This window comes from Methylobacterium tarhaniae, from assembly GCF_001043955.1.
GTDB lineage: Bacteria > Pseudomonadota > Alphaproteobacteria > Rhizobiales > Beijerinckiaceae > Methylobacterium > Methylobacterium tarhaniae.
This window is the reverse complement of the sequence record NZ_LABZ01000094.1, coordinates 1-22,448: the sequence shown is the minus strand read 5'-3', so window position 1 is coordinate 22,448 and position 22,448 is coordinate 1. Positions and strand designations below refer to the sequence as shown.

The 22,448-nt window shown below is 72.2% G+C and carries 22 protein-coding genes; 14 read left to right on the top strand and 8 right to left on the bottom strand.

The features are described from left to right. Nucleotides 1-244 (bottom strand): hypothetical protein (locus VQ03_RS14020; RefSeq protein WP_048451503.1); only part of this gene is annotated, 244 nt, incomplete at its 3' end. A 465-nt stretch (nucleotides 245-709) separates the two neighbouring features. On the opposite strand from VQ03_RS14020, the gene VQ03_RS14015 reads away from it, so the two are divergent. Beyond that, complete coding sequence (locus VQ03_RS14015; protein WP_083467991.1) at nucleotides 710-2,083, top strand: MFS transporter; 1,374 nt, start codon at nucleotides 710-712, stop codon at nucleotides 2,081-2,083. A gap of 346 nt (nucleotides 2,084-2,429) precedes the next feature. Here the strand turns inward: VQ03_RS14015 and VQ03_RS14010 are convergent, their stop codons facing one another. Beyond that, nucleotides 2,430-2,861 (bottom strand): CBS domain-containing protein, encoded by a 432-nt coding sequence (locus tag VQ03_RS14010; protein ID WP_048451501.1) that lies wholly within the window; start codon nucleotides 2,859-2,861, stop codon nucleotides 2,430-2,432. A 133-nt stretch (nucleotides 2,862-2,994) separates the two neighbouring features. After that, the gene (locus VQ03_RS14005; protein ID WP_048451500.1) at nucleotides 2,995-3,813 is read right to left on the bottom strand and encodes a rhomboid family intramembrane serine protease; all 819 of its coding nucleotides are present in this window, start codon (nucleotides 3,811-3,813) and stop codon (nucleotides 2,995-2,997) included. Nucleotides 3,814-4,334: 521 nt separating this feature from the next. Between VQ03_RS14005 and VQ03_RS14000 the strand changes: the two genes are divergently transcribed. Both VQ03_RS14000 and VQ03_RS13995 read left to right on the top strand, forming a co-directional pair. Further along, nucleotides 4,335-4,940: a PAS domain-containing protein gene (locus VQ03_RS14000; RefSeq protein WP_048451499.1), complete on the top strand. Its 606-nt coding sequence runs from the start codon at nucleotides 4,335-4,337 to the stop codon at nucleotides 4,938-4,940. A gap of 97 nt (nucleotides 4,941-5,037) precedes the next feature. Then, nucleotides 5,038-5,661 carry a PilZ domain-containing protein gene (locus VQ03_RS13995; protein WP_048451507.1) on the top strand — a complete coding sequence of 208 codons (624 nt, stop codon included), beginning with the start codon at nucleotides 5,038-5,040 and terminating at the stop codon, nucleotides 5,659-5,661. Nucleotides 5,662-6,504: 843 nt separating this feature from the next. Here VQ03_RS13995 and VQ03_RS13985 read toward each other — a convergent pair. Then, nucleotides 6,505-6,987: an MmcB family DNA repair protein gene (locus tag VQ03_RS13985; protein WP_048451497.1), complete on the bottom strand. Its 483-nt coding sequence runs from the start codon at nucleotides 6,985-6,987 to the stop codon at nucleotides 6,505-6,507. A gap of 284 nt (nucleotides 6,988-7,271) precedes the next feature. On the opposite strand from VQ03_RS13985, the gene VQ03_RS13980 reads away from it, so the two are divergent. Genes VQ03_RS13980 through VQ03_RS13970 form a run of 3 tightly spaced genes read left to right on the top strand, consistent with a single transcriptional unit; the run spans nucleotide 7,272 to nucleotide 9,965 of the window. Beyond that, nucleotides 7,272-8,099: an ABC transporter ATP-binding protein gene (locus tag VQ03_RS13980; protein ID WP_208605513.1), complete on the top strand. Its 828-nt coding sequence runs from the start codon at nucleotides 7,272-7,274 to the stop codon at nucleotides 8,097-8,099. A gap of 37 nt (nucleotides 8,100-8,136) precedes the next feature. Next, nucleotides 8,137-8,922: an ABC transporter permease gene (locus VQ03_RS13975; RefSeq protein ID WP_048451495.1), complete on the top strand. Its 786-nt coding sequence runs from the start codon at nucleotides 8,137-8,139 to the stop codon at nucleotides 8,920-8,922. 38 nt (nucleotides 8,923-8,960) lie between these two features. Then, nucleotides 8,961-9,965 carry an ABC transporter substrate-binding protein gene (locus VQ03_RS13970; protein WP_048451494.1) on the top strand — a complete coding sequence of 335 codons (1,005 nt, stop codon included), beginning with the start codon at nucleotides 8,961-8,963 and terminating at the stop codon, nucleotides 9,963-9,965. Between the two features lie 169 nt (nucleotides 9,966-10,134). On the opposite strand, the gene VQ03_RS13965 is transcribed toward VQ03_RS13970, so the two are convergent. Both VQ03_RS13965 and VQ03_RS13960 read right to left on the bottom strand, forming a co-directional pair. After that, nucleotides 10,135-11,307, bottom strand: coding sequence for a GGDEF domain-containing protein (locus tag VQ03_RS13965; protein WP_053078572.1), 1,173 nt, complete (start codon nucleotides 11,305-11,307; stop codon nucleotides 10,135-10,137). Nucleotides 11,308-11,471: 164 nt separating this feature from the next. Further along, nucleotides 11,472-11,996, bottom strand: coding sequence for a DedA family protein (locus VQ03_RS13960; RefSeq protein WP_048451493.1), 525 nt, complete (start codon nucleotides 11,994-11,996; stop codon nucleotides 11,472-11,474). 236 nt (nucleotides 11,997-12,232) lie between these two features. Between VQ03_RS13960 and pdxY the strand changes: the two genes are divergently transcribed. From pdxY to VQ03_RS13945, 3 genes are all read left to right on the top strand, one after another. Continuing rightward, entirely contained in the window at nucleotides 12,233-13,081 is an 849-nt protein-coding gene (gene pdxY, locus VQ03_RS13955; protein ID WP_048451492.1) for a pyridoxal kinase PdxY, read from the top strand. Nucleotides 13,082-13,214: 133 nt separating this feature from the next. Beyond that, the gene (locus tag VQ03_RS13950; RefSeq protein WP_048451491.1) at nucleotides 13,215-14,117 is read left to right on the top strand and encodes a PhzF family phenazine biosynthesis protein; all 903 of its coding nucleotides are present in this window, start codon (nucleotides 13,215-13,217) and stop codon (nucleotides 14,115-14,117) included. Between the two features lie 14 nt (nucleotides 14,118-14,131). Then, complete coding sequence (locus VQ03_RS13945) at nucleotides 14,132-14,824, top strand: NUDIX hydrolase (RefSeq protein ID WP_048451505.1); 693 nt, start codon at nucleotides 14,132-14,134, stop codon at nucleotides 14,822-14,824. 273 nt (nucleotides 14,825-15,097) lie between these two features. Here the strand turns inward: VQ03_RS13945 and VQ03_RS34620 are convergent, their stop codons facing one another. Continuing rightward, nucleotides 15,098-17,065 (bottom strand): M10 family metallopeptidase, encoded by a 1,968-nt coding sequence (locus tag VQ03_RS34620; RefSeq protein ID WP_053078571.1) that lies wholly within the window; start codon nucleotides 17,063-17,065, stop codon nucleotides 15,098-15,100. Between the two features lie 552 nt (nucleotides 17,066-17,617). On the opposite strand from VQ03_RS34620, the gene VQ03_RS13935 reads away from it, so the two are divergent. From VQ03_RS13935 to fhuF, 5 genes are all read left to right on the top strand, one after another. After that, nucleotides 17,618-17,983, top strand: coding sequence for a hypothetical protein (locus VQ03_RS13935; RefSeq protein WP_048451490.1), 366 nt, complete (start codon nucleotides 17,618-17,620; stop codon nucleotides 17,981-17,983). 318 nt (nucleotides 17,984-18,301) lie between these two features. Further along, entirely contained in the window at nucleotides 18,302-19,417 is a 1,116-nt protein-coding gene (locus VQ03_RS13930; protein ID WP_048451489.1) for a sensor histidine kinase, read from the top strand. Further along, nucleotides 19,414-19,872, top strand: coding sequence for a response regulator (locus VQ03_RS13925; protein ID WP_048451488.1), 459 nt, complete (start codon nucleotides 19,414-19,416; stop codon nucleotides 19,870-19,872). The genes VQ03_RS13930 and VQ03_RS13925 overlap by 4 nt, the downstream gene beginning before the upstream one ends. A gap of 320 nt (nucleotides 19,873-20,192) precedes the next feature. After that, the gene (locus VQ03_RS13920; protein WP_048451487.1) at nucleotides 20,193-21,434 is read left to right on the top strand and encodes an MFS transporter; all 1,242 of its coding nucleotides are present in this window, start codon (nucleotides 20,193-20,195) and stop codon (nucleotides 21,432-21,434) included. Then, nucleotides 21,431-22,192: a siderophore-iron reductase FhuF gene (fhuF, locus tag VQ03_RS13915; RefSeq protein ID WP_048451486.1), complete on the top strand. Its 762-nt coding sequence runs from the start codon at nucleotides 21,431-21,433 to the stop codon at nucleotides 22,190-22,192. Before VQ03_RS13920 ends, fhuF begins: the two co-directional genes overlap by 4 nt. A 37-nt stretch (nucleotides 22,193-22,229) precedes the next feature. On the opposite strand, the gene VQ03_RS13910 is transcribed toward fhuF, so the two are convergent. Beyond that, a partial coding sequence (locus tag VQ03_RS13910; RefSeq protein ID WP_167376095.1) for a glutathionylspermidine synthase family protein occupies nucleotides 22,230-22,448 on the bottom strand: 219 nt, incomplete at its 5' end.

Here is a 22,448-nt window from a genome sequence, read left to right as displayed (position 1 = left end):
TCCCTCTCCCTCTCCCCCTCCCCGACCGCTGCGCGGCCGCCGCGTGCCGGAGCACCACCGGGCGGCGGGTCGGGGTGTCGGTCCCCCCGCCCTCCGTGCTCCGGCGGCAGACCGGCCGGCCGGTTTCCGGATCGAGGGACCAGGTGGCGCGCAGGACGGCCTTCTGCACCGGCCCGACGGGAGCTTCGGGCAGGCGGACGGACACGGCGCCCTTCGGGGCGAAGGGGAGGAGGGTGAAGGTCATGATGCACCTCTCGGGGGGCGGCCGTCCGCGCGGCCGACGCCCAAGAGAGCGCCCGGTCAGGCATCCCCGCGCGGAGCGGCCGGCGCGAACGGCGCGGTCGATCGACCGTGACTGTCGCTCGGCATGGGGTTGTGGGTTCCTGGTTGGGGTGGCGGGGCGCGCGAAGGCCGCCCGGGCCACGGCGGCTCCCTACGCCTCCGGACAGGCGTGTCAACGCGCTTTCCCGAGCCCGAGGGCGACGGGATCTCCGCCCTGCGCGCAGGGCCGGGATGAGGCGGCGGGCAGGTGCGGGCCGCGCGGCTTTCGGCTAAGCCGATGTCGCAACGGTGGTCGCCGGTTTTGCGAGACGAACCTTGCGACACGACAGGACCCCCGGCGGCCGACGCGTCGTCCGCCGGGGGCTCCCGGGGGGCGCTCACGCGCCCGTCATGGGCGTCGCGGCGCCCGCACAGGAGCGCGGGACGGATGACGGGAGCGGCAGGGCCGATGGCGGCGGAGGCGGCCGACGGCCTTCCGACCCGGGAGAGGCTGTGGGCGATGCTGGCGATCGGCATCGCCATGTCGATGGCGGTGCTCGACGGCGCCATCGTCAACGTCGCCCTGCCGGTGATGGCCCGGGACCTGCAGGTCAGCCCGGGGGCCGCGATCTTCGTCACCAACGGCTACCAGCTCGCCGTCACCGCGGCCCTGCTGCCCCTCGCCTCGCTGGGGGACATCCTCGGCTACAAGCGGGTCTATTGCACGGGGCTCGCGCTGTTCGCCGCCGCGTCGCTCGCCTGCGCGCTCGCCGGCTCGCTGCCGGTCCTGGTCGCGGCCCGCATCGTCCAGGGCCTCGGCGCGGCCGGGATCATGAGCGTCAACATCGCGCTCGTGCGCTTCATCTACCCGCACCGGATGATCGGGCGCGGCGTCGGCACCATGGCGCTGATCGTGGCGATCGCCTCGGCGGCGGGACCGAGCGTCGCGGCGGCGGTGCTGTCGGTGGCGAGCTGGCCGTGGCTGTTCCTCGTCAACGTGCCTTTGGGCGTCGCGGCGCTCATCCTCGCCGCCCGGACCCTGCCGGCCACGCCCCGCAGCGGCGCCCGCTTCGACGCCCTGAGCGCGCTCCTCAACGCGCTGTTCTTCTGCCTGCTGATCACCGGCGTCGACGGGCTCGGCGAGCCGGGCCGGAGCGGCCCGGCGCTGGCCCTGCTGGCCGGGGCGCTCCTCGTCGGCACCGCCTTCGTGTGGATGCAGGCCCGCCTGCCGGCGCCGCTCCTGCCGATCGACCTCCTGCGCATCCCGGTCTTCGCGCTGTCGATGGTGAGCTCGGTCTGCTCGTTCTCGGCCCAGATGATGGCCTATGTGGCGCTGCCGTTCTACTTCCAGGACGTGCTGCACCTCTCGAGCACCCAGACCGGGGCGCTGATGACGCCCTGGCCGATCGCCATCGCGGTGATCGCCCCCTTCGCCGGGCAGCTGGCCGACCGCTATCCCCCGGGCCTCCTCGGCGGCATCGGCCTCGTTGCCCTGTCGGCGGGCCTCGCCCTGATGGCGACCGTGCCGCCGGACGCCTCGCCCCTCGCGATCGCCGCGCGGCTGACCCTGTGCGGCCTCGGCTTCGGCCTGTTCCAGTCGCCCAACAACAAGGTCATCATCACCAGCGCGCCGCGGGAGCGCAGCGGCGGCGCGAGCGGGATGCAGTCGACCGCCCGTCTCCTCGGCCAATCCCTCGGCGCCGCGATGGTCGCGGTGATCTTCGGCTACCTCCACACCGGCGGCACCGTGACGGTGCTGTGGCTGGCGAGCGCGCTGGCGCTGACCGGCGCCGTCGCGAGCGGGCTGCGGGTGCGGCGCTGACGGGGCAGACCTGGGCTGACCGGCGGCGTCGGCCACGCGCCGGTCCCGCCCTGGCGAAGTGGTTCCCGGACCGGCGCGGCATGGCCACCGGCATGGCGATCAGGGGCTTCGGCGGCGGCGCCATGATCGGCTCGCCGCCGGCCGACCTGCTCATCACCCGCTCCAAGGGGCCGGATCCCGCCGCATCACCCTGGCGAAGGCGCCGATCCTGTATCAGGAGCGGACGGCCAGCCCCGCCGGCCGCGATCGGAGCGGCCGCGGGACCTCGGCCGCGAGGGGCCCGGGGCCCGCGGGAACGGGCCTCGCCGGAGGGCGCCGGGCGAAGCCCCGGTGCGGCCCCGGATGGTCACGCCGTCGCGATGTACTCGCGCAGGGCCCGGTGCTCGGCCTCGACCGATTCGATACGGTGCTTGACCACGTCGCCGATCGACACGAGGCCGACCAGGCGGCCGTCCTCGACCACCGGGACGTGGCGGAAGCGGCCGTCGGTCATCAGCTCCATCACCTCGTCGATCGCGGCGGTGCGGGTGCAGCTCACCACCTTCGCGGTCATGTGCCGGGAGACCGGGGCGTCGAGCGCCGCGCCGCCGCCACGGACCACGGCCCGGATGATGTCGCGCTCCGAGAGCATGCCGAGGACGGTCTGGCCGGCATCGCTCACCACCAGGGCGCCGATGCCTTTCTCGGTGAGGAGCGCGGCCGCCTCCGCCAGCGTGCGGTGGGGCTGCACGGTCACCACGGTGCGGCCCTTCTGCGACAGGATGCGCGCAACGGTCATCAACACCTCCCTGCTCGGGCCCCGCCGGCCTGAAGCGATCCGGGCGGGACGCTCATCTGGACGAGGAGTGTGTGACCGTGCGCCGGACGACGCAAGCACCCCGGAAGTCGAAGCGAAGAGTCCTTGCTGCAGGTCAGCGTCGTCCGAGCCGGTCGACCAGGGGAAGCATCAGGAAGCCGACGACGAAGCCGCCGAGATGCGCGTCCCAGGCGACCGCGGAATCGCTCAACCCCAGCGGCAGGGCGGCGAGGCCGAACAGCAGGTTGGTGACGAACCAGATGGCGAGGAACACCACCGCCGAGCGGTTGCGCAGGAGCTCGGGGATGGTCTGCAGCCGCGTCGGCACCGGGCGCTGCCAGGGCAAGGCGGCGGGCCCGGTCGCCTCGGCCGGGTGGAAGGCGAAGCGCACCGCCGCCGCCATCAGCCCCGACACGCCGGCCGAGGCGCCGATCAGCGGCACGGTGCTCAAGGGGTCGATGAGGACGTGCAGCAGGCCGCCCGCGGCCGTCGAGACCAGCGCGATCAGGCCGTAGCGCCAGGCGCCGCAGCGCCGCGCCACCGGAGTGCCGAAGGCCGCGAGCCAGACGCTGTTGAGCAGCACGTGGGCCCAGGAGCCGTGCAGGAGCGCGTAGGTGACGAAGGTCCAGGGCATCGCGCCCGGATCGGCCACCAGGTAGGCCGCGAAGGCCTTGCGCGTCTCGACCTCGAAGGCGCTGCCCTGCGAGGCGGCGGCCGCCCGCAGCACGTCCGCGGCCCGGTCGGGATCGAGGGCCAGCGTCCAGCGCGCCGGCACCAGGGCGAGGTCGAGGAGCAGGGTGATGTCCCAGACGTCGGGCAGCACCTGCCGCACGGCGTGGATCAGGACCAGGATCCCGACCGAGGCGGTGACCACGGCGGGCATGTTGAACACCGGCACGCGCGGCGGTCGCGGGAGGTCGGGGGTGGCATCCATGCGGGCACCTTTGCGGGGCCGCAGGCCCGACCGCAAGTGCGGGCGCCGTCGCGGGCCCTGCGCGCCCCCGGCAAACGGGATGTTACCCCGTGAGAAAACACGCTTGGTGGACGAAACTCGGCGGACGAACCTTGGCGGGCAAAAAAAGGGAGAGCGTTGCCGCTCTCCCCGAAAGAGGGCGATCACGCCCAGCCGCTCGGGCTGCGCGCGGAACGCCGTCAGGACCGTGACGACGCGGGCCGGACCTGGCCCTCACCCCTTTGCATGCGGGCGGGCATAGGGTGCGCTCGCCGCCCCAGCCAGCCCGAATTCGCTGTCGTCCGCGACAATCGCGCGGGTGTGGGAGAAACGCAACATTTATGACTTGGTAACCTTAACCAAACCTTACGCTCTCGCGGCTCGGCCGTTCGGCATACGGTCTGCTGAACCGAATCAGCTCAGCCGGCCGCCGTCCCAGAACGGGGCGCCGTCCGGCGGCCCCTGGACCGCCCGATCAAAAGACCGTGCCAGACCGAGACGCCATGAAGCACCCGACCAGCCGCATGCTCCACGCCTACTGGAACGGCCTGCGCGGCGCCCGCGCGGCACCGGAGCGGGGCGAGATCGAGCCGGGCGAGATCCGCCACGTCCTGGCCGACAGCCTGATCCTCGAGATCGATGCGCCCCGGCACGCCGCCACGGTCCGGCTCGCCGGCACGCGGCTCTGCGCCCTGTTCGGCAGCGAGTTGCGGGGGTTCTCCTTCGCGGGTCTGTGGGGCGAGGCCCCGGCCGCCGATCCGTGGCGGCTCGTCGAGGTGGTGATCCAGGAGACCGCCGGCGTGGTGGTCGGCCTCGTCGGGGTGACGGAGGCCGGCGAGACGATCGACCTCGAATTGCTGCTCTTGCCGCTGCGCCACCGGGGCAAGACCCAGGCCCGGGTGATCGGCTCGCTCTCGCCGGCGGTGATCCCGACCTGGCTCGGCCTGCGCCCGATCGTGGCCCTGCGCACCGTGTCCCTGCGGATCCTCACCGCCGCCGAGGCGAATGCCGCCCCCGCCCCGCTGGCGGCGCCCCCGGCCGCAGCCAACGACGAGCCGGGCCTCGAGCGCCGCAAGCGCTTCGTGGTGCATCGCGGCGGGCGGGCCTGAGGCGGCGGTTCCTTAACCATTCCGGCGCAGGCTGCGCCGCGCGGTACGGTCCGCGCGGGGAGAGTCGCACGTCATGGCGAGCGTGATGGGCAGCGTCATGAGCCAGGCCTCACCGGCGAGCCTGCGTCCCCTCACCCTGCGGGCGGCGGTCGACCAGCGCCGGCATCACCGCGTGGCCGTGTCCCTGCTCGGCCGCTACATGCTCTCCGACCGGCAGGAATATCCCTGCCAGACCGTCGACATGTCGCCCGGCGGGGTGCGGCTGACCTGCGCGGTTGGCGGCGAGGTCGGCGAGCGCATCGTGATCTACCTCGAGCATGTCGGGCGGATCGAGGGAACGGTCGCCCGGCTCCTGCCGGACGGCCTGGCCGCCTCGATCACCGCCACCTCGCGCAAGCGCGACAAGATCGCCTCGCAGCTCACCTGGCTCGCCAACCGGGCGGTGCTCGGCCTCCCCGAGGACCGCCGGCACGAGCGCGTGGTGCCGCGCCAGGCGCTCACCCTCCTGCGCCTCGAGGGCGGGCGCGAGGTCGCCGCCCGGATCATCGACATCTCGCTCTCGGGCGCCGCCCTGTCCTGCGAGGTCGAGCTGCCGCTCGATTGCAGCATGATCCTCGGCCGCACCCCAGCCCGGGTGGTGCGCCAGTTCAAGGGCGGCGTCGCCGTGGAGTTCCGGCTGCCGCTGTCACCGGACCGGTTCGACGAGAATCTCGTTCTTTGAAGGCGGCCTCAATCGAGGAGGCCGCGCATACGAATGCCTGGAGCATCGCTCGACGAAGCGGATGCCGGTTCGTCGCAGCAACTTTGGCACAATCAAAGACCTGGAGCAGGGGCCGGTTGCGGCGCGACCGCGCGATGCTCTCGGCGTGGAAGCGCGGACCTTGATTGTAGAGGCGCCATTCATCACTCAAGCCAGTCACGTCATGCACGATCTCGACGCTGCGCTCCGCCACGAATTCGAAGCCGGGCCGGGAAGCTTCCTGCTCGCGCTGCGGACCGAACTGACCTGGTCCGAACCCGCCTTTCTGCGTCTGATCGCGCTGATGCAGGCCTTCGTCGAGCGGGAGCAGGCCCGGCCGCCCACCGAGCGGGAGAGGTTCGCGCGATGGGCGGCGGAAGGTTCTGGTATCTGGACGGGTTCGTGCGCGACTGGGCCACGCACCCCAACGTCCCGCGCGAGCATGCATCGGACTACTATGAACGGGCCTTCACACGGTTCGGGGACCTCGCATCCTGGTATTTTACTGGGGCCAGCCCCTATCAGTCCGGGAGCCTGCCGGCGTTCGGGGAATGAGACGGGGACGTGAGCCCTATGGTCCGGATCGGATCCGGACCGCGTGAGGATGCAGGCGCGACCCGGGATCCAGGAAGAATTCTCGACCTGGCAGAGAGCCGAGCATCCGGGATGGCGGTTTCGAGACCATACATGATGCCTGTTCCGGCACCGGCCAGGGCGGCCAGAGGAGAAATCCCTCCTTCGCTTTCATGCAGCCTCGGCCGAAAGCGGCCCGTCGCAGGGCCGGGCTGACCACGTTCCGGCCCCGCTGGCCCACTACGCGCCTGCCTACAGCGCCCCCTCGCGGATCGAGCCCGGATCGGCGAGCGCATGGAGCAGGCCCGCCGCCGCGTGGGCGAAGCGCAGGGTCACGGCCTTGCGGCGCGCGCCGGCCAGGGGGTGCTCCGGCGGCTCGCGCAGGATCGCGGCCCCGAAGGCGTCGGCGACGATGAGCCCGGTGTCGTCGGGCAGGATCTCCACCGGCAGGTGCTCCGGCACCGCGAAGTAGAAGCGGTCGCAGAAGTCGCGGTAGTCCGGCCATTTCCGGTCGGCGCGGAAATCCGCGACGCTCGACTTGATCTCGATGATCGTCAGCTTGCCGCAGCCGCCCAGGGCGATGAGGTCGGCGCGCCGACCGTTGGCCAGGGTGAATTCCGGGATCGTGACGGAGCCGAGCTCGGCGAACAGGCGCCGCACGCCCCGCTGCACGCCGAGGGCGGTCGGCGATTGGCGGCGGTCGACGGGGAGCGAGAGGGCGATGGCGGCGGACAAGGCTGTGGAGAGGGGCTGCTGAGAGGTTGCCGTGGGACCGAATCGGGAACGCCATCGGACCAGCTTCGCTCGATGTTGTCACCTGCGGCCCATGTCGCACCCGCGCCGCCCGGTCCATGGTCCCCGAATCCGGTCCACGCGACGGATGGAGCGGTTGATCTCACGGGCCCGCTCGTCGATGGTCGGCCGCGCCGGGAGCCGCACGAGACGGCCGGGACGGGAGGGAGGCAGGAGGCATGGTCGGGCAGCGCGCCGCGGAGGGGCGTAAGGGAGGACGGACCGGGATGCGCCTGGTCGGCGGCACGGCGCTCGCCCACGACGACGCCGTGCGCCTCGACGGCGTCAGCATCGCCTTCACCCTGAAGGGCGGAAAGCGCTACGTCGCGGTCGAGAACATCGATCTCGGGGTGATGCCGGGCGAGTTCGTGGCGGTGGTCGGGCCGACGGGGTCGGGCAAGTCGACACTGCTCAACGCCGCCGCCGGCCTGCTCAAGCCCGCCTCGGGGACCGTCACGGTGTTCTCCTCGGCGCTGTCGGGCCTCAACGCCCGGGCGGGCTACCTCTTCCAGGCCGATGCCCTGATGCCCTGGAAGACGGCGCTCGACAACGTCGCGGTGGCCCTGGAGCCGCAGCGCGTGCCCCGGCCGGACGCGCTGGCGCGTGCCCGCGAGTGGCTCGGCAGGGTCGGGCTCAAGGCCTTCGTCGACCGCTATCCGCACATGCTCTCGGGCGGCCAGCGCAAGCGCGTGGCGCTCGCCCAGATGCTGATCCGCGATCCCGAGATCCTGCTGATGGACGAGCCCTTCGGGCCGCTCGACGCGCAGACCCGGCAGATCATGGGCAACCTGCTCCTCGACCTGTGGGCGGCCAACCGCAAGGCGGTGATGTTCGTCACCCACGATCTCGAGGAGGCGATCGCGCTCTCCGACCGGGTGGTGGTGCTCTCGGCCGGACCCGCCGCCCGCATCGTCGGCGAGTTCAAGGTGGATCTCCCCCGCCCGCGCGACATCAGCGAGATCCGCCTCGAGCCGCAATTCCACGCCCTCTACAAGGAGATCTGGTCGTGCCTGCGGGTCGAGGTCTCCCGCGCCTATGCGGACGCTCCGGCGTGACGCGCCCCATCGGAGACATCGCCCCGTGAACCGCCCCATGAACCGCCTTGGTCTCCTCGCCCTGCAGATCCTCGTCGGCCTCGTCGGCCTGGCGATCTGGCACGTGCTCACCGTCTATCCCGTTCTCGGCGCACCGAAGCAGATCCAGTTCTTCTTCTCGACCCCGGTCGACGTGCTCAAGCGGACCTGGACCGAGATGTCGAACCCCGAGATCTGGGGCCACCTCTGGATCACCCTGCAGGAGACGGTGCTGGCCTTCGTCACCGGCGCGCTCGGCGGCATCGCCTTCGGGTTCCTGTTCGCCCGCAATGCGCTCCTGGCGGCGGTGTTCGACCCCTACATCAAGGCGGCCAACGCCCTGCCCCGGGTGGTGCTGGCGCCGATCTTCGCCCTGTGGTTCGGGCTCGGCATCTGGTCGAAGGTGGCGCTCGGCTTCACCCTGGTGTTCTTCATCGTGTTCTTCAACGTCTACCAGGGCGTGCGCGAGGTGAGCCCGGTGGTGCTCAACAATGCCCGGATGCTCGGGATGAGCGAGCGCGGGCTGCTCCGCCACGTCTACTGGCCCTCGGCGCTGACCTGGATGTTCTCCTCGCTCCACACCGCGGTCGGCTTCGCCCTCGTCGGGGCGGTGGTGGGCGAGTATCTCGGCTCCTCGGCCGGGCTCGGCTACAAGATCCACGAGGCCGAGAGCGTGTTCGACGTCACCGGCGTCTTCGCCGGCATGCTGATCCTGACCGTGTTCGTCATCGTCATCGACACGGTCGTCACCCTGATCGAGAACCGCCTCCTGGTCTGGCGCCCGCAAGCCGGCGGCCAGAGCTGACAGAACATAAGCCTGAGACAGCAAGGGAGACATTTCCAATGCAACGCCGCAGCTTCCTCGCCGGCGCCGCCGCCCTGGCCCTCGCGCCGGCCGTGCCCGCCCGGGCCGACACCGTGAAGGTCCGCATCGGCGTCGGCGGCAAGCCGCTCCTCTACTACCTGCCGCTGACGATCGCGGAGCGGAAGGGCTTCTTCAAGGAGGAGGGCGTCGACGCCGAGATCAACGATTTCGGCGGCGGCGCGCGCTCGCTCCAGGCCCTGATCGGCGGCTCGGTCGACGTGGTGACGGGGGCCTACGAGCACACGATCCGGATGCAGGCCAAGGGCCAGGACGTGCGCGCCGTCTGCGAGCTCGGCCGCTTCCCCGCCATCGTGATCGGGGTGCGCAAGGACCTCGGCGACACGGTGAAGTCGGCCGCCGAACTCAAAGGCCGCAAGATCGGCGTGACGGCGCCGGGCTCCTCCACCGCGCTGACCGCCCAGTACGCGATGATCAAGGCCGGGCTGAAGGCCACCGACGCGGCGCTGATCGGCGTCGGGGGCGGCGCCGGCGCCATCGCGGCGATGAAGAAGGGCGAGATCGACGCCATCTCGCACCTCGATCCGGTGATCGCCAAGCTCGAGGCCGACGGCGACATCAAGGTCATCATCGACACCCGCACCGAGGCCGGCACCCGGGCCCTGTTCGGGGGCCCGAACCCGGCGGCGGTGGTCTATACCAAGCAGGACTGGATCGAGCGCCACGCCGCCGCGACCCAGAAGGTCGTCAACGCCTTCGCCAAGTCGTTGAAATGGATCGTCGCCGCCTCGCCGGAGGAGATCGCCGACACGGTGCCGCCCGCCTACCATTTCGGCGACAAGGCGCTCTACGTGCAGGCGGTGAAGAACTCGCTCGAGAGCTATTCCCGCACCGGCATCCCGACGCAGGAGGGCATGGCGAGCGTGCTGGAGCTGGTGCGCACCCTCGATCCCGAATTGCAGGTCGCCAAGATCGACCTCGCCACGACCGTCGAGGACCGGTTCATCAAGCGGGCGATGGGCTGAAAGAACCGGTCCGGAAGACCCGTCCGGACCGGATCTCGAGAACCCGCGCGGCACCTGCGCCCGCGCGGCACTTGCGCCCGCGCGGCACTTGGGCTCGTGCAGCATCTCGGCTGCGGCACTTGGGCTGCGGCACTTGGGCTGCGGCACTTGGGCGAAGCCGAGATCCGCCTCACGCCCACCCCACCCGGGTCGCGGCGGCGCGCGGCTCGGGCGTCGTCGCGTAGCGGCCCTTCCCGTCGGCCTTGGCGCGGTAGAGCGCCGCATCGGCCTCGGCGAGGAGCGCCTCCGGCCCCATCCCCGGCATCGCCCAGCCGATCCCGATGCTGAGGCCGATGCCGACCCCGAAACCGTCCGGCCCGAGCTCGTAGGGCACCTTCACGGCCTCGATCAGGCGCGCCGCCACGACGGCCGCCTCGCGCACCCGCGCGCCGCAGGCCAGGATCACGAACTCGTCGCCGCCGAGGCGGGCGGCCCGCCACTCCTCCGGGATCGCGGCCCTGATCCGCCCGGCGACCTGCACGAGCAGGGCATCTCCGGCGGCATGGCCGAAACGGTCGTTGACGGCCTTGAAGCCGTCGAGGTCGAGATAGAGCAGGGCGAGGGCGTCGGCCTCGCGCGGCAGGCGCCCGGCAAGGTCTTCCATCAGCCCGGTGCGGTTGCTCAGGCCGGTCAGGTGGTCATGGGTGGCCTGGCGGTGGCTCTCGCGCTTGGCGAGCAGCACCTGCACGTAGCCGTGGTTCAGCCGCATGACGGTGCTGCGTATCGCGACCATGAAGAGCAGGCCCAGGAGCGTGCCGATCAGGTACCAGGCGTCGGCGCGATGGATCGGCAACACGGTCTTCAGCGGCAGGTCGCACAAGGCGGCCATCGCGACGGCGAGACGCGGCGCGCCGTAATTGCGGGTCACGATCCCGCTCACGATCCCCATCATGGTGAGGGGCGCCAGGATCTGCAGCAGCGCGTCGCCGCTGACGAAGCACAGGACGGTCGAGAGGCCGACGAGGCCGGCCCAGAGAAGGCTGCTGGCGAGCAGGAGGTCCGTCGGTACCCGCCCCCCTCGGCCGATCGCCCGGTGGAGGTACAGGAACAGCCCGACCCGCAGGACGAGGAGCCCGGCATCCGCCGCCAGCAGACCCAGGAAGACCGGCCCGGGATGCCGGATCGCGGCCGCGACCTCGATCGCCAGCATCGCCGCGGCGCCCATGACCAGCGAGGCGATGGAGGGCAGGAACGTCGCGAGCAGGCGGCTTCGCAGGTCCTCGGGCAGGGCGATGCCCGGATCCGCCAGCCACCGCAGGAGCGCCGCCTTCGGCATCGTGTAGGTCGGAGTGACGTCGGGCATCTGACCGCTTCCGGATGCGGCCCGGATCCGGGCGGCACCTTCGGTGTGTGCCGCGGCCGCTTAACAATCGATGAGACGATGCCGCCGGATTGCGGCTGTTCGGATCCGCATCCTGCCGGTCGAGGCTGCGGTCCTTACTTTCCACGGCTGCCGTTACCGCTTCGTCATGCGCGCCGCAGCCAGTCGATCAGGCCTGCCCCGGGGGCGAGCCAGACGAAGGCCCAGACGAAGGCCGAGGACAGGTTGGCGAGCTGGAACCACAGCCGCGGCAGCAGCGCCACGCCGGCCACCAGGGGCACCACCGCGCGGGCCGGGCCGATGAAGCGGCCGACGAAGATCGCCCAGGCGCCCCAGCGCTGGCAGAAGGTCTCGCCCTTCTGCACCATCTCGGGATAGCGGCTGAGCGGCCAGAGCCGCTTGGCGCCGTCCTTGTAGTATCGGCCAATCTCGTAGGAGACCCAATCCCCCAGGATCGCCCCGATGGCGGCCCCGACCATCACCGGCAGGAAGGGGATCGCGCCGGAGCCGATCAGCGCCCCGATCCCGATCAGGATCACCGTCGCCGGCACCAGCAGCGAGAGCACGGCGAGGGATTCGCAGAAGGCGATGATCCCGGTGATCACCGGCGCCCAGGCCTGGTGGTCGCGCACGAAGTCGAGGACCGTGGCGCGTAAGCTCTCGAAGTCCATGAAGCCTTGACCGTGGGTGAGCGGGATGGCGGGACAAGTCGGGGAGGCGGCCGGGCGTTCCGTCTCCCCGGCGGTATAGCGGGCAGGTATGAGCACCGCGTGAACCCGCGCCGGTGCGGCCGGGGGCGCGTTTTCGCGGTGCGGAAGAGGTTGCCAGACGCGGCCGCTCCGGGGATCGTGCGGGCCGGCGCGACGGCCGAGGGCCGGTCGCATCGTCTGCGGGGTCTCGTATCGCGATGAACGTCCTGTCGATCCAGTCCCACGTCGCCTACGGCCATGTCGGCAACGCCTCGGCGGTCTTCCCGATGCAGCGCCTCGGGGTCGAGGTCTGGGCGGTCCACACCGTGCAGTTCTCCAACCATACCGGCTACGGCGCCTGGCGCGGCCGGGTGTTCGATGGCCCCGCCATCGAGGAGCTGGTCGAGGGCATCGCCGAGCGCGGGGTGCTGCCCACCTGCGACGGGGTCCTGTCGGGCTATATGGGATCGGCCGATATCGGCACCGCGATCCTGCGGGCGGTGGCGCGGGTGCGGGCGGCCAACCCGGCGGCGCTCTATTGCTGCGACCCGGTGATCGGCGATGTCGGCCGCGGGGTGTTCGTGCGCCCCGGCATCCCGGAATTCATGCGCGACCACGCGGTGCCGGCGGCCGACCTCATCACTCCCAACCAGTTCGAGCTCGACTACCTGAGCGGGATCGAGATCCGCACGCTGGCCGACGCCAAAGCCGCGGTCGCGGCCGTTCAGGCGAGCGGCCCGAAGGTGGTGCTGGTGACCTCGCTCCACACCGAGGAGACGCCCGACGACAGCATCGACATGCTGGCCGGCGAGGGCGGGCGGTTCTGGCGCCTGCGCACCCCGCGGCTGTCGCTGAGCGTCAACGGCGCGGGGGACGCCACCGCCGCCCTGTTCCTGGTGCATTACGCCCGCAGCCGCTCGGCCGGCGAGGCCCTGGGGGCTGCCGCCGCCTCGGTCTTCGGCCTCCTGCGCCGCACCGCCGAGGCCGGCGCCCGGGAGATCCTGACCGTCGCGGCGCAGGACGAGTTCGTGGCCCCGAGCCGCACCTTTCCGGTCGAGGCGGTGTGAGAGGCTGCCGTCATGGCCGTTGCGCGGCACGGCCATGACGGCTCCGCGCGGCGGCCACGCCCGTCCGCGGGGCTTGCGCCGTCCACCCGATCCGTGCTGCCTCGCCGCACGCCTTCCGAAGGACGGATGACCGATGCCCGCACGCCGATACGCCACCCTGGACGTGTTCACCGAGCAGCCGCTCGCCGGCAACCCGCTGGCGGTGGTGCTGGATGCCGAGGGGCTGGACGATGCCGCGATGCAGGCCATCGCCCGGGAGTTCAACCTGTCCGAGACGGTGTTCGTGCTGCCGCCCGCCGAGGCCCGGCACCGGGCGCGGCTGCGGATCTTCACGCCCACCCAGGAGCTCGCCTTCGCGGGCCATCCGACGGTCGGCACCGCGGTGCTGCTCGCCCTCGGCGACCGGCGGGCGGAGGTCGCCGACGCGGTGGCGTTCGGGCTCGAGGAGCAGGTCGGCGTGGTGCCCTGCGTGGTCGAGACCGGCGAGGGATGGGGCCGCGCGCGGTTCCGCCTGCCGCGGCTGCCGGAGAGCTGGGGCGAGGAGCCGGACGCGACGGCGCTGGCCGCCGCCCTGAACCTGTCGCCGTCCGAGATCGGCTTCGCCCGCCACCGGCCGAGCCGCTACAGCGCCGGCACGGCGTTCCACCTCGTGCCGGTCCAGGGTCTCGACGCCCTGGCGCGGGCGCGGACCAGCGCCGAGGCGATGGTGCAGGCCCTCGGGCCCGGCGCGAAGGTCTTCCTCTATACCGGTGAGACCGGGGACCCGGCCCACAGCTTCCGGGCCCGGATGTTCGCCCCCGCCGCCGGCATCGCGGAGGATCCAGCGACCGGCGGCGCGGTGGCGGCCTTCGCGGGGGCGCTGATGCAGTTCGAGCCCCTGGGCAGCGGCACCCACGACCTCACGATCGCGCAAGGGGTCGAGATGGGCCGCCCGAGCGAGATCGCGCTCCAGCTCACCATCGAGGACGGAGCGTTGCGCGCGGCCGAGATCGGCGGCAGCGCCGTCCTGGTCTCCGAGGGCGAGCTGCGCCTGTGACGGGGATCACCCTCATGCCGGCCCGCCGCGTCGAGGCCAGGATGGTCGCCCATGACTGGCCCTGGGCCCGGGACAGCCGGGCCGCCATCCAGGCCCATTGGGAGGCGCGGCGGGCCGCCCGTCCGGCGATGTTCAACGGCACGGTGCTGATGCTGCGCCGCTTCGACCTCGCGGACGGGGTTCTCACGGCCGAGCTGTTCGAGGCCGAGTACGCCGCCCTCACCGCCCTCAAGGATTGGGGCTTCCCGGACGGGACCGTCCTCAACGTCTTCGCGGCGGCGGTGCCGCGCACCCGGGACGGCGCCTTCCTCCTCGGCGAGATGGGCCCGCACACCGCCGCGGCCGGACGGGTCTATTTCCCGTGCGGCACGCCGGACCCGACCGATATCGACCCCGACGGTCGCGTCGACCTCGCGGCGAGCGCCCTGCGCGAGCTGCACGAGGAAACCGGCCTCCTCGCGCCGCAGGGGCCGGATCCCGGCTGGGTCATCGTGCGCGACGGCGGCCTGATGGCCCTCCTGCGCCCGGTGCAGCTCGACGAGGACGAGGCGACGGTGCGGGGGCGGATCGCCGCCCACCTCGCCGCCGAGGCGGAGCCCGAGCTGTCGGCCATCGTCGTCGTGCGCCGCGACAGCGATCTCGACCCCGCCCGGATGCCGGCCTTCGTGCGGCACTACCTCGCGCGTGTCCTGGCCGAGGACGCGTGATACCGCAGCGCCTTCGAACAGACTCGTCCGAAGGCGCTGGCTAAGCCCGAACGGGCGCCGGCGCTGATGCATCGACGTGTCGATGCATAATACCAGATGCTGACGCATCAGGCCGTTGACCCATCTCGAATTTTCGATTTCAAGCCAAAAGCTTGGCGACAATTCGAGAACGGAACCAAAGGTCGTTCTCTTTCGACCGTTGGTATACGCGCGCTGGTGTGGAACCGCCGGTCCCGGATAGGCCCGGGACCGGGTCGATGCGCCGGGGGGGCTCTACGCGAAGACGAAGTTGGCCGTCGTGAGCGCCTCGAGCCGGGTGCTCTGCAGCGTCACCGCATCGTCCGCCCCGAAGGCGATCACCAGGTCGGCCCCGTCCTGGCGGCTCGCCGCCTGCACCGCCGCGAAGCTCGTGAACGCGCCGCCTTTGAACGCGATCACGTCGGCCTCCGGGCCGTCGGCCACGAAGTCGAGGATCCGGTCGCGCCCGTCGCCCCGGCCGAAGGCGAAGACGTCCGGCCCCGCCCCCCCGCTCAGCAGGTCGTCCCCGGCATTGCCGAACAGCAGGTCACTGCCGGCGTCGCCCGCCAGGGTGTCGTTGCCGGCCCCGCCCGACAGGTCGTCGGCGCCGTCCCCGCCCGAGAGCCGGTCGTCGCCGGACTCGCCGAGCAGCCGGTCGTTGCCGGCATCGCCGGTCATGAAGTCGTTGCCGCCGCCGCCATGGACGAGGTCGTCGCCGGCCTCGCCATAGACGCCGTCGTTGCCTTCGTCGCCGAACAGCAGGTCGTTGCCGTCCTCGCCGTGCACCTCGTCGTTGCCGTCTCCACCCAAGGCGAAGTCGTTGCCCGCGCCCGCGCCGATGAAGTCGTCGTCCTGCTGGCCGGCGACGATGTCGGCGCCGTCGCTGCCGAACAGGGTGTCGATGCCGGTGCCGCCATAGACGCGATCGTCGCCGAGGCCGCCATCGACCCAGTCGTCGTCGTCGTCGCCGAACAGCAGGTCGTTGCCGGCACCCCCGGCGACGGTGTCGCGGCCCCAGCCGCCCGAGCCGAAATCATCGCCGCCGCCGCCGACGACCCGGTCGTCGCCGTCCTGGCCCAGCAGGATGTCGTTGCCGGCCAGGCCGCTCAGCGTGTCGGTCCCGGCCCCGCCCGCGAGCCGGTTGCCGGCGTCGTTGCCGGTGAGGGCGTCGTTGCCGGTCCCGCCGGTCGCGTTCTCGATCAGGGAGGCCGGGTTTGCCCCGAAGAGACCGGCATTCGCGACGTTGCCGCGGGCGATGTAGTCGCTGTCCCGCTCGCCGGAATTGCCGAGATTCGCGAGCTGGCTCGGCGCGAAGGTCGACCATTGTCCGGGGTTGAGGTCGACCGCCAGGTCCGTCGTGTAGTTCGACAGGTCGTAGGTGTCGTTGCCGCCGCCGTCCCAGAGCGTCATCAGGATGAAGTTGTTGTCCGGCCTTCCCTGGGCGACGCCGTCGACCGACGTCTCGCCCGTCGCCGCGTTCCAGGTATAGACGGTGTCGCCGCTGTTGTAGGAGTAGTTCGCGCCGTACAGGTACTGGAGGGCCGCGATGTCGTCCTGCATGAAGGTCGTCGGGTGGTTGGGCGCGTTGTCACCGCTGTCCAACTGGGCGCCCGGATACTGGACGTACGTCATCACCGAGTATTCGTACGAATTGTGATCGTACGGCAAGACCGGGAACTCTATCCCGTGAGCGTCCTGCTCCATATGGCCGTGCTTGAGCCCGAGATTGTGCCCGGTCTCGTGCATGAGGCCGGCGGAGTAGGCGAAGCTGCCGAGCGCCGGGTTCGTGTAGCCGGGGCCGTACCAGCTGTCGCCCTGGGCGAAGGGAGCGCTCGCCGGCGGGGCGCCATGATAGCCGAGTTCGGGCGGATTCGCCTCGGCGCTGCCGTTGCCGGGAGGATGCAGCCCCGTCTCGGAGAGAATGGCCGGATCGTCCGAGTAGTTGATCGCGCTGGCATTGGCGAAGCGCAGGTCGGCGCCGGATGCCGTCGTCTCGGTGAAGGTCAGGTTGGCGATGTCCGCCACGTTCGCCAGCAGCCGGCGGACTGCGTCCTGCTGGGCTGTGTTGAAGGCGGTGAAGTCCTTGATCTCCGCGTAGGATCCGTATTCCGACGCGCTCGCCGGGAACGAGTAGGTGAGGTGGGTCGTATCCCATTTCCAACCCCACAGGATCCCGTCGATATCCTGCCTGCCCGTTGGTTCGACGACGCCGATACCGACCACATCTTCCTCCCGTACGGATCGGAGCGCGCCGTGCCTCGCGCTCCCTCGTGCCGGGACGAGCAATACGGCTCAAAAGACGCCGAACCCTTAACCGTCCGGGACGCTCGAAGTCGAAATCTCGATCAGGGACTGCAAGACTCGGCTCCGGACGCAGGGGTTTCACCGGCGGACAAGCCGCAAACCGGACGCGTAGACCTGCCGGTGCCTTCGATCATCGCTTCGCCCCCGGGCTCCGGCCTCCCGACGCCCCCTGCCGGGGGCTTCGTCTTGGCTCGATCTCGTCCTTGCCCGCCACTTCCCTTGCCCCGCCACCTCCTTTGGCCGGAGCACCCGGCCGGATCATGCGCCGCCTCCGCACCGGGCCAGTCCCGAACGGCCCGGTGCGCCCGCGCCCCGGATCGGGGCGCAGGGCGGTGGCCGGGCGCACGCTGCCGCCGGCGGATGCCGAGGGACATGGAAGGCGGCGGGGGGCCGGTGTGGTAAGGCGCGCCCTTGCGGGACCCGCGGGCCGGTTCGCGGGTTCCCGCTCCTGACACTCGCAGCGGACACGCCATGGTCGCCAAGCTCGTCGAACTCGTCCGGGAGGCCGCGGCCGAGGCCCGGCTCGTCGCCCGGAGCTACCCGTCGGGCTGCAGCGCCGACGCCCTGCCCTGGGCCGTCATCAAGCGCTTCGACGACGACGTCCGCGGCCGTGTCGAGCGCGATCCCCGGATCGAGGACGGGCGCGACCAGGTCCTGATCGCCGCCGTGACCCTCGCCGAGGCCGCGCCGGACGAGGATCGTGCGCCCGAGCGCGAGCGGCTGGTCAAGGCGATCAACGACCTCGAATGGGTGACCGTGAGCCGGGGCATCGCCAACCGGGCGGCGGCGGCGCTCGGATACGGCGAGGCCGGGGGGCGGCTGCGGGATGCGGGCTGAGCCCGCGGCGGGGACGCGGCACGGCGGGCAGGGCGGCGCCGTACGGAGCGCCGGACCATCGACGATCCGCCCGCGCCGGCGGACGCCGCAGCCGAGTCGCGCCCCATGCCTTCGAAATCACCTAAGGTCGTGATTGTAGATCGGTAAATATCAAGAAGACGACGATCGAGTTGCACAATTCTGTGCCGGTGCGAGATCGTGTCGGCGGCAGTGACGGATGCGCCTTCATGCGGCCCCTCCGAATTGCCCCGGCCCGATCCCGCCCTAGATGCGGCCCTGGCCGGATCGGGTCGGCCGGCGCGACGAGGGGTGAGATCCGTGACCGATCCACGGCAGCCGCTGAAATCTTCCGCTGCGGCAGCGGCAGCGCTGCCGACGCTCCGGCGCGGGGACCAGCTGTTCGAGACCGAGCGGCGGCTCAACGCCGTGCTCGACAACGCCTCGGTGTCCATCTTCCTGATGGATGACCGGCAGCACTGCATCTACATGAACCGCGCGGCCGAGCAGCTGACCGGCTGGACGCTGGCCGAGGTGCTGGCGCGGGACTGCCCGCTGCACGACATCGTGCACCACACCTATCCGGACGGGCGGCCGTTCCCGCTGCACGAATGCGCCATCGACCGCGCCTTCCCGGAGAACAACCAGGAGCGCGGCGAGGAGGTGTTCGTCCACCGCGACGGTCATTTCTATCCCGTCGGCTTCACCGCGAGCCCGATCCGGGACGATGCCGCCCACGTCATCGGCACCATCATCGAGGTGCGCGACATCAGCGAGGAGAAGGCCGCGGCGGAGCGCCAGCGGCTGCTCATCGACGAGCTGAACCACCGGGTGAAGAACACCCTCGCCACCGTGCAGTCGATCGCCGCACAGACCTTCCGCGGCCGCTCCGACCAGACCAGCCGGGCCTTGTTCGATGCCCGCCTCGCGGCGCTCTCCAGCGCCCACGACGCGCTGGAGGCGGACCATTGGGAGAGCGCCAGCCTGCGCGGGGTGGTGGAGCGGGCCCTCGGCCCGATCGGGGCCGACCGCGTCGGGCTCGACGGGCCGGATGCCCGCCTGCACCCGAAGGTGGCGGTGACCCTCGGCATGGCGCTGCACGAGCTCGCCACCAACGCCGCCCAGCACGGGGCGCTGTCTGTGCCGGAGGGCCGCGTCGCGGTGTGCTGGACCCTGGAGGGCGGCGAGGAGGGCCGCCCCCGCCTCGCCCTCGACTGGCGCGAGGAGGGCGGCCCCGCCGTCACGCCGCCGGCCCGCCGCGGCTTCGGCTCGCGGCTGGTCGAGCGCCAGTTGCCGATGGAGTTCGGCGGCAGCGCCGAGATCGCCTACGCGCCGGACGGTGTCGCCTGCCGCCTGCGGATCCCGCTGACGCCCCTCGGCTGGGCCGGTCAGGCGCTGGTGCAGGCCGGCTCGGCCGGAGGATCCCCGGCGCGATGAGCACGCTCGACGGATGCCGGGTCCTGCTGGTCGAGGACGAGAGCCTCGTCGCCATGCTGGCCGAGGACATGCTGCTCGACCTCGGCTGCGAGGTGACGGTGACGATGCGCCTCGACCAGGCGCTGGCCCGGGCGCAGGAGCAGGCCTTCGACCTCGCCGTGCTCGACGTCAATCTCGGCGATGCCCGCAGCTACCCGGTGGCCGACCTCCTGCGCGCCCGCGGCGTGCCGTTCCTGTTCGCCACCGGCTACGGCCGCCAGGGCGTCGACCCGGCCTACCAGGCCGCCCCGGTGATGCAGAAGCCGTATCAGGCATCGCAGCTGGAAAGGCTGCTCACCCATCTCCTGGATTGCGGGGAGCCGGCCCCGGAGGATGCGGCCGGGGCGCGCCCCCCGTGCCGATGCCTGGAGCGCGGCGACGGCCTGCCGGGGTTCCGGGCCGACCCGCTGCCGTGACGCTGCCAGACCGGGCGTGGCGCGAGGCTCGAACCGGCGGTCATGCCCCACGCGTGGTCCCGAACGCCGCCACAGGCTCGCCGGGCGGCCCGGCCCGCTCCCGGCGCGGGCGGTTCTCCGCTCGCCCCTGAATCTGCCGGGGCCTTCCGATGCGCCGCTCGCGCCATGTTGCGCGCGACACGCGGCTTTGCACGGGTGGAGCATCGACCTTGCAGGCCGGGACCGTCTCCCGTAAGTTCAAGTGCCTGTACACAAAGAAGAATTAGTGTGATTCCAAACTGCCGCCACGGGACGGGCCGCGCCGGGCTTCGCCTGCTCTGATGCACACCGTCGCGATCCGCAGCGGCCGCCTCGCCGCATTGCGCCCACTCGCCCCGTTCTTCTGCCTCTACGTGACCTTCGGGGCCACGCTCGGCTTCCTGTCCGGCGGGGCGCCGCTGATCCTGCGGGCGCGGGGCCTCGACCTCGCCGCGGTCGGGCTCCTGCAGCTCATCAACCTGCCGGTCGGGCTGACCTTCCTGTGGGCGGCCCTGCTCGACCGGGTACGGCTGCCGTTCCTCGGCCATCGCCTCGGCTGGATCGTCGCGGCGCAGGGCGCCACGGTCGCGCTGCTCGCGGTGCTGAGCCTCGGCGAGCACTGGCCCTTGCCGGCGCTGCTGGCGCTCGCCATCGCGACCTGTGCCTGCGTCGCCACCATGGACATCGCGCTCGAGGCCCTGGTGGTCGAGACGGTGCCGGCGGAGCGGAGGGCCTACGTCGCCTCGGCCAAGCTCTGCGGCGCCTCGCTCGGGGGCATCCTGGGGGTCGGCGTGCTGGTCGGCTCCTACGACGCGCTCGGTTGGCCGCTGGCGCTCCTCGCCTGCGCCGGGCTCGACGCGCTCTGCCTGCTGCCGATCCTCACCTATCCGGAGGCGCGGCTGCGGGGGGCCGGCGGGCTGCCCGAGCGCTGGTCGGGCGCGTTCGAGCGGCTGCGCGTGCTCACCGGCCGCATCGCCGCGCTCGGCGCCTACTTCGCCGCCGCCTACCTCGTCGGCGGCCCCAACACCCTGGCGCTGCTCGATCTCGGCGTGCCGCTGGGCCGGGTCGGGTTCCTCACCGGCAGCGTCCTGCCGGCGGTCAACCTGGCGATGGCGCTGATGGCCGGCGGCCTCGCCGCCCGGTTCGGCACCGTGCGGCTGATCGGGCTCGGCGGGATCGGGGTGCTGGCCGCCGGCGGCCTGATGGCGGCGGCCTGCCTCCTCCGGTCGGACGGGCTCGCGGTGACCGCCACGGTCCTGAACTTCGTCTTCGGCGGCTTCCTCGGGGTGCCGGTGTTCAACATGATCTATCGCTGGGCGGAAGGACCGCGGCCCGCCACCGACTACGCGCTGCTGTTCGGGGCCGCCTTCTTCGCGGCGATGCCGCTTCGCGTCGCCGCCCCGGCGCTCGCCGGCTGGGCCGGCTGGCCGGGCTACTTCGCCGCCACGCTGCCGCTCTACGCCGCGGCGCTGGCGTGGCTGGCGCTGACGGTCGTCCGCACCCTGCGGGCCGACCGGGCGGAGGGACGAGGCGTTTCGCGATGATCCCCGACATCGCCGCCTGCGTGCCGGCCTCCCTCGGCACCTATCGCGACGGCGTGGCGGCGGGGCCCGGCGGGCCCGGGGCGACGCCCCTCGTCGCGCTGCGCGATCCCGCGGTGTTCGACGCCACCCTGACGGCGTTCGAGGCCGGGCTCGGGGTCGTGCCGGGCACGGTCGACCGGCGGGCGCTGGTCTCGTACTGGAGCCAGTTCTACCTCGCCCCGCTCGCCACCCCGGTCCTGACGGCGCTCGTGCGCCTCGGGCGGCCGCTGCCGCTCGCCTTCGCGACGACGAGCCTCGAACTCGACGCGGCGGGCCGCCCGGCCCGCTTCCTGGTCCAGCCGGAGGCGGCACGATGCCCGCCCTGCCGCCCGGCCGGGATCGCCTCCGGCGGGCTCGCGGGCCTCGTCGAGGACCATCTGCGGCCCTTCGTCGAACTGTGCCGGGAGCGGTGCGGCATCGCCCCCCGGGTGATCTGGGGCAATGCCGCGGTGATCCTCGACTACGTCGCCCGCGAGCTCGGCGAACCCGAGACGCTGGCCTGCCCGGAGGTCGCGACCTGCCTCGGCTGGTGCGGGCCTCCTTGCGCCGCGCCTTCCCCCGCCGCGAGGAGCCCCCTCGCCCAGGCCCTGTGCGACACCGCCGCGGGCCGGCGGCGGCGCACCTGCTGCCTGCGCCAGCGCCTGCCGGGTGTGCCGTCCTGCGGGGCGTTGTGCCCGCTCAAGGAGAGCGGGGCGTGCTGCGGGGCCGGGGGCTCCTGAGCCGGACGGCCTTCGCATTGCGCCCGCGAGGGATCGGTCACGGGTCGATGATGTGCGGCACGAAGCGGGCCCGGTCCGTGGTGACGAGCCCGTCGCTCTCGCGCAGGCACAGGCCGGCGGGCTCGTCCCCGACCATCCAGCTGCCGACGAGGGCGTGGCGCCCGTCGAAGCGGGGCAGCGCGGCGAGGCCCTGGCGCACGTAACCCTCGCTCCCGTAGGGGCCTTCGACCCGCGCCGCGACGGCGCCGTCGCGCAC

Bases quoted from the DNA above. Each gene is read 5' to 3' on its own strand.
- VQ03_RS13960 (WP_048451493.1), bottom strand. From the start codon at position 11,996: ATGGACTTCGAGAGCTTACGCGCCACGGTCCTCGACTTCGTGCGCGAC.
- VQ03_RS13945 (WP_048451505.1), top strand. From the start codon at position 14,132: ATGCCGGCCCGCCGCGTCGAGGCCAGGATGGTCGCCCATGACTGGCCC.
- VQ03_RS13950 (WP_048451491.1), top strand. From the start codon at position 13,215: ATGCCCGCACGCCGATACGCCACCCTGGACGTGTTCACCGAGCAGCCG.
- VQ03_RS13920 (WP_048451487.1), top strand. From the start codon at position 20,193: ATGCACACCGTCGCGATCCGCAGCGGCCGCCTCGCCGCATTGCGCCCA.
- VQ03_RS13970 (WP_048451494.1), top strand. From the start codon at position 8,961: ATGCAACGCCGCAGCTTCCTCGCCGGCGCCGCCGCCCTGGCCCTCGCG.
- VQ03_RS13995 (WP_048451507.1), top strand. From the start codon at position 5,038: ATGAGCCAGGCCTCACCGGCGAGCCTGCGTCCCCTCACCCTGCGGGCG.
- VQ03_RS13965 (WP_053078572.1), bottom strand. From the start codon at position 11,307: ATGCCCGACGTCACTCCGACCTACACGATGCCGAAGGCGGCGCTCCTG.
- VQ03_RS14000 (WP_048451499.1), top strand. From the start codon at position 4,335: ATGAAGCACCCGACCAGCCGCATGCTCCACGCCTACTGGAACGGCCTG.
- fhuF (WP_048451486.1), top strand. From the start codon at position 21,431: ATGATCCCCGACATCGCCGCCTGCGTGCCGGCCTCCCTCGGCACCTAT.
- VQ03_RS13980 (WP_208605513.1), top strand. From the start codon at position 7,272: ATGCGCCTGGTCGGCGGCACGGCGCTCGCCCACGACGACGCCGTGCGC.
- VQ03_RS13925 (WP_048451488.1), top strand. From the start codon at position 19,414: ATGAGCACGCTCGACGGATGCCGGGTCCTGCTGGTCGAGGACGAGAGC.
- VQ03_RS14015 (WP_083467991.1), top strand. From the start codon at position 710: ATGACGGGAGCGGCAGGGCCGATGGCGGCGGAGGCGGCCGACGGCCTT.
- VQ03_RS13975 (WP_048451495.1), top strand. From the start codon at position 8,137: ATGAACCGCCTTGGTCTCCTCGCCCTGCAGATCCTCGTCGGCCTCGTC.
- pdxY (WP_048451492.1), top strand. From the start codon at position 12,233: ATGAACGTCCTGTCGATCCAGTCCCACGTCGCCTACGGCCATGTCGGC.
- VQ03_RS14005 (WP_048451500.1), bottom strand. From the start codon at position 3,813: ATGGATGCCACCCCCGACCTCCCGCGACCGCCGCGCGTGCCGGTGTTC.
- VQ03_RS13935 (WP_048451490.1), top strand. From the start codon at position 17,618: ATGGTCGCCAAGCTCGTCGAACTCGTCCGGGAGGCCGCGGCCGAGGCC.
- VQ03_RS14010 (WP_048451501.1), bottom strand. From the start codon at position 2,861: ATGACCGTTGCGCGCATCCTGTCGCAGAAGGGCCGCACCGTGGTGACC.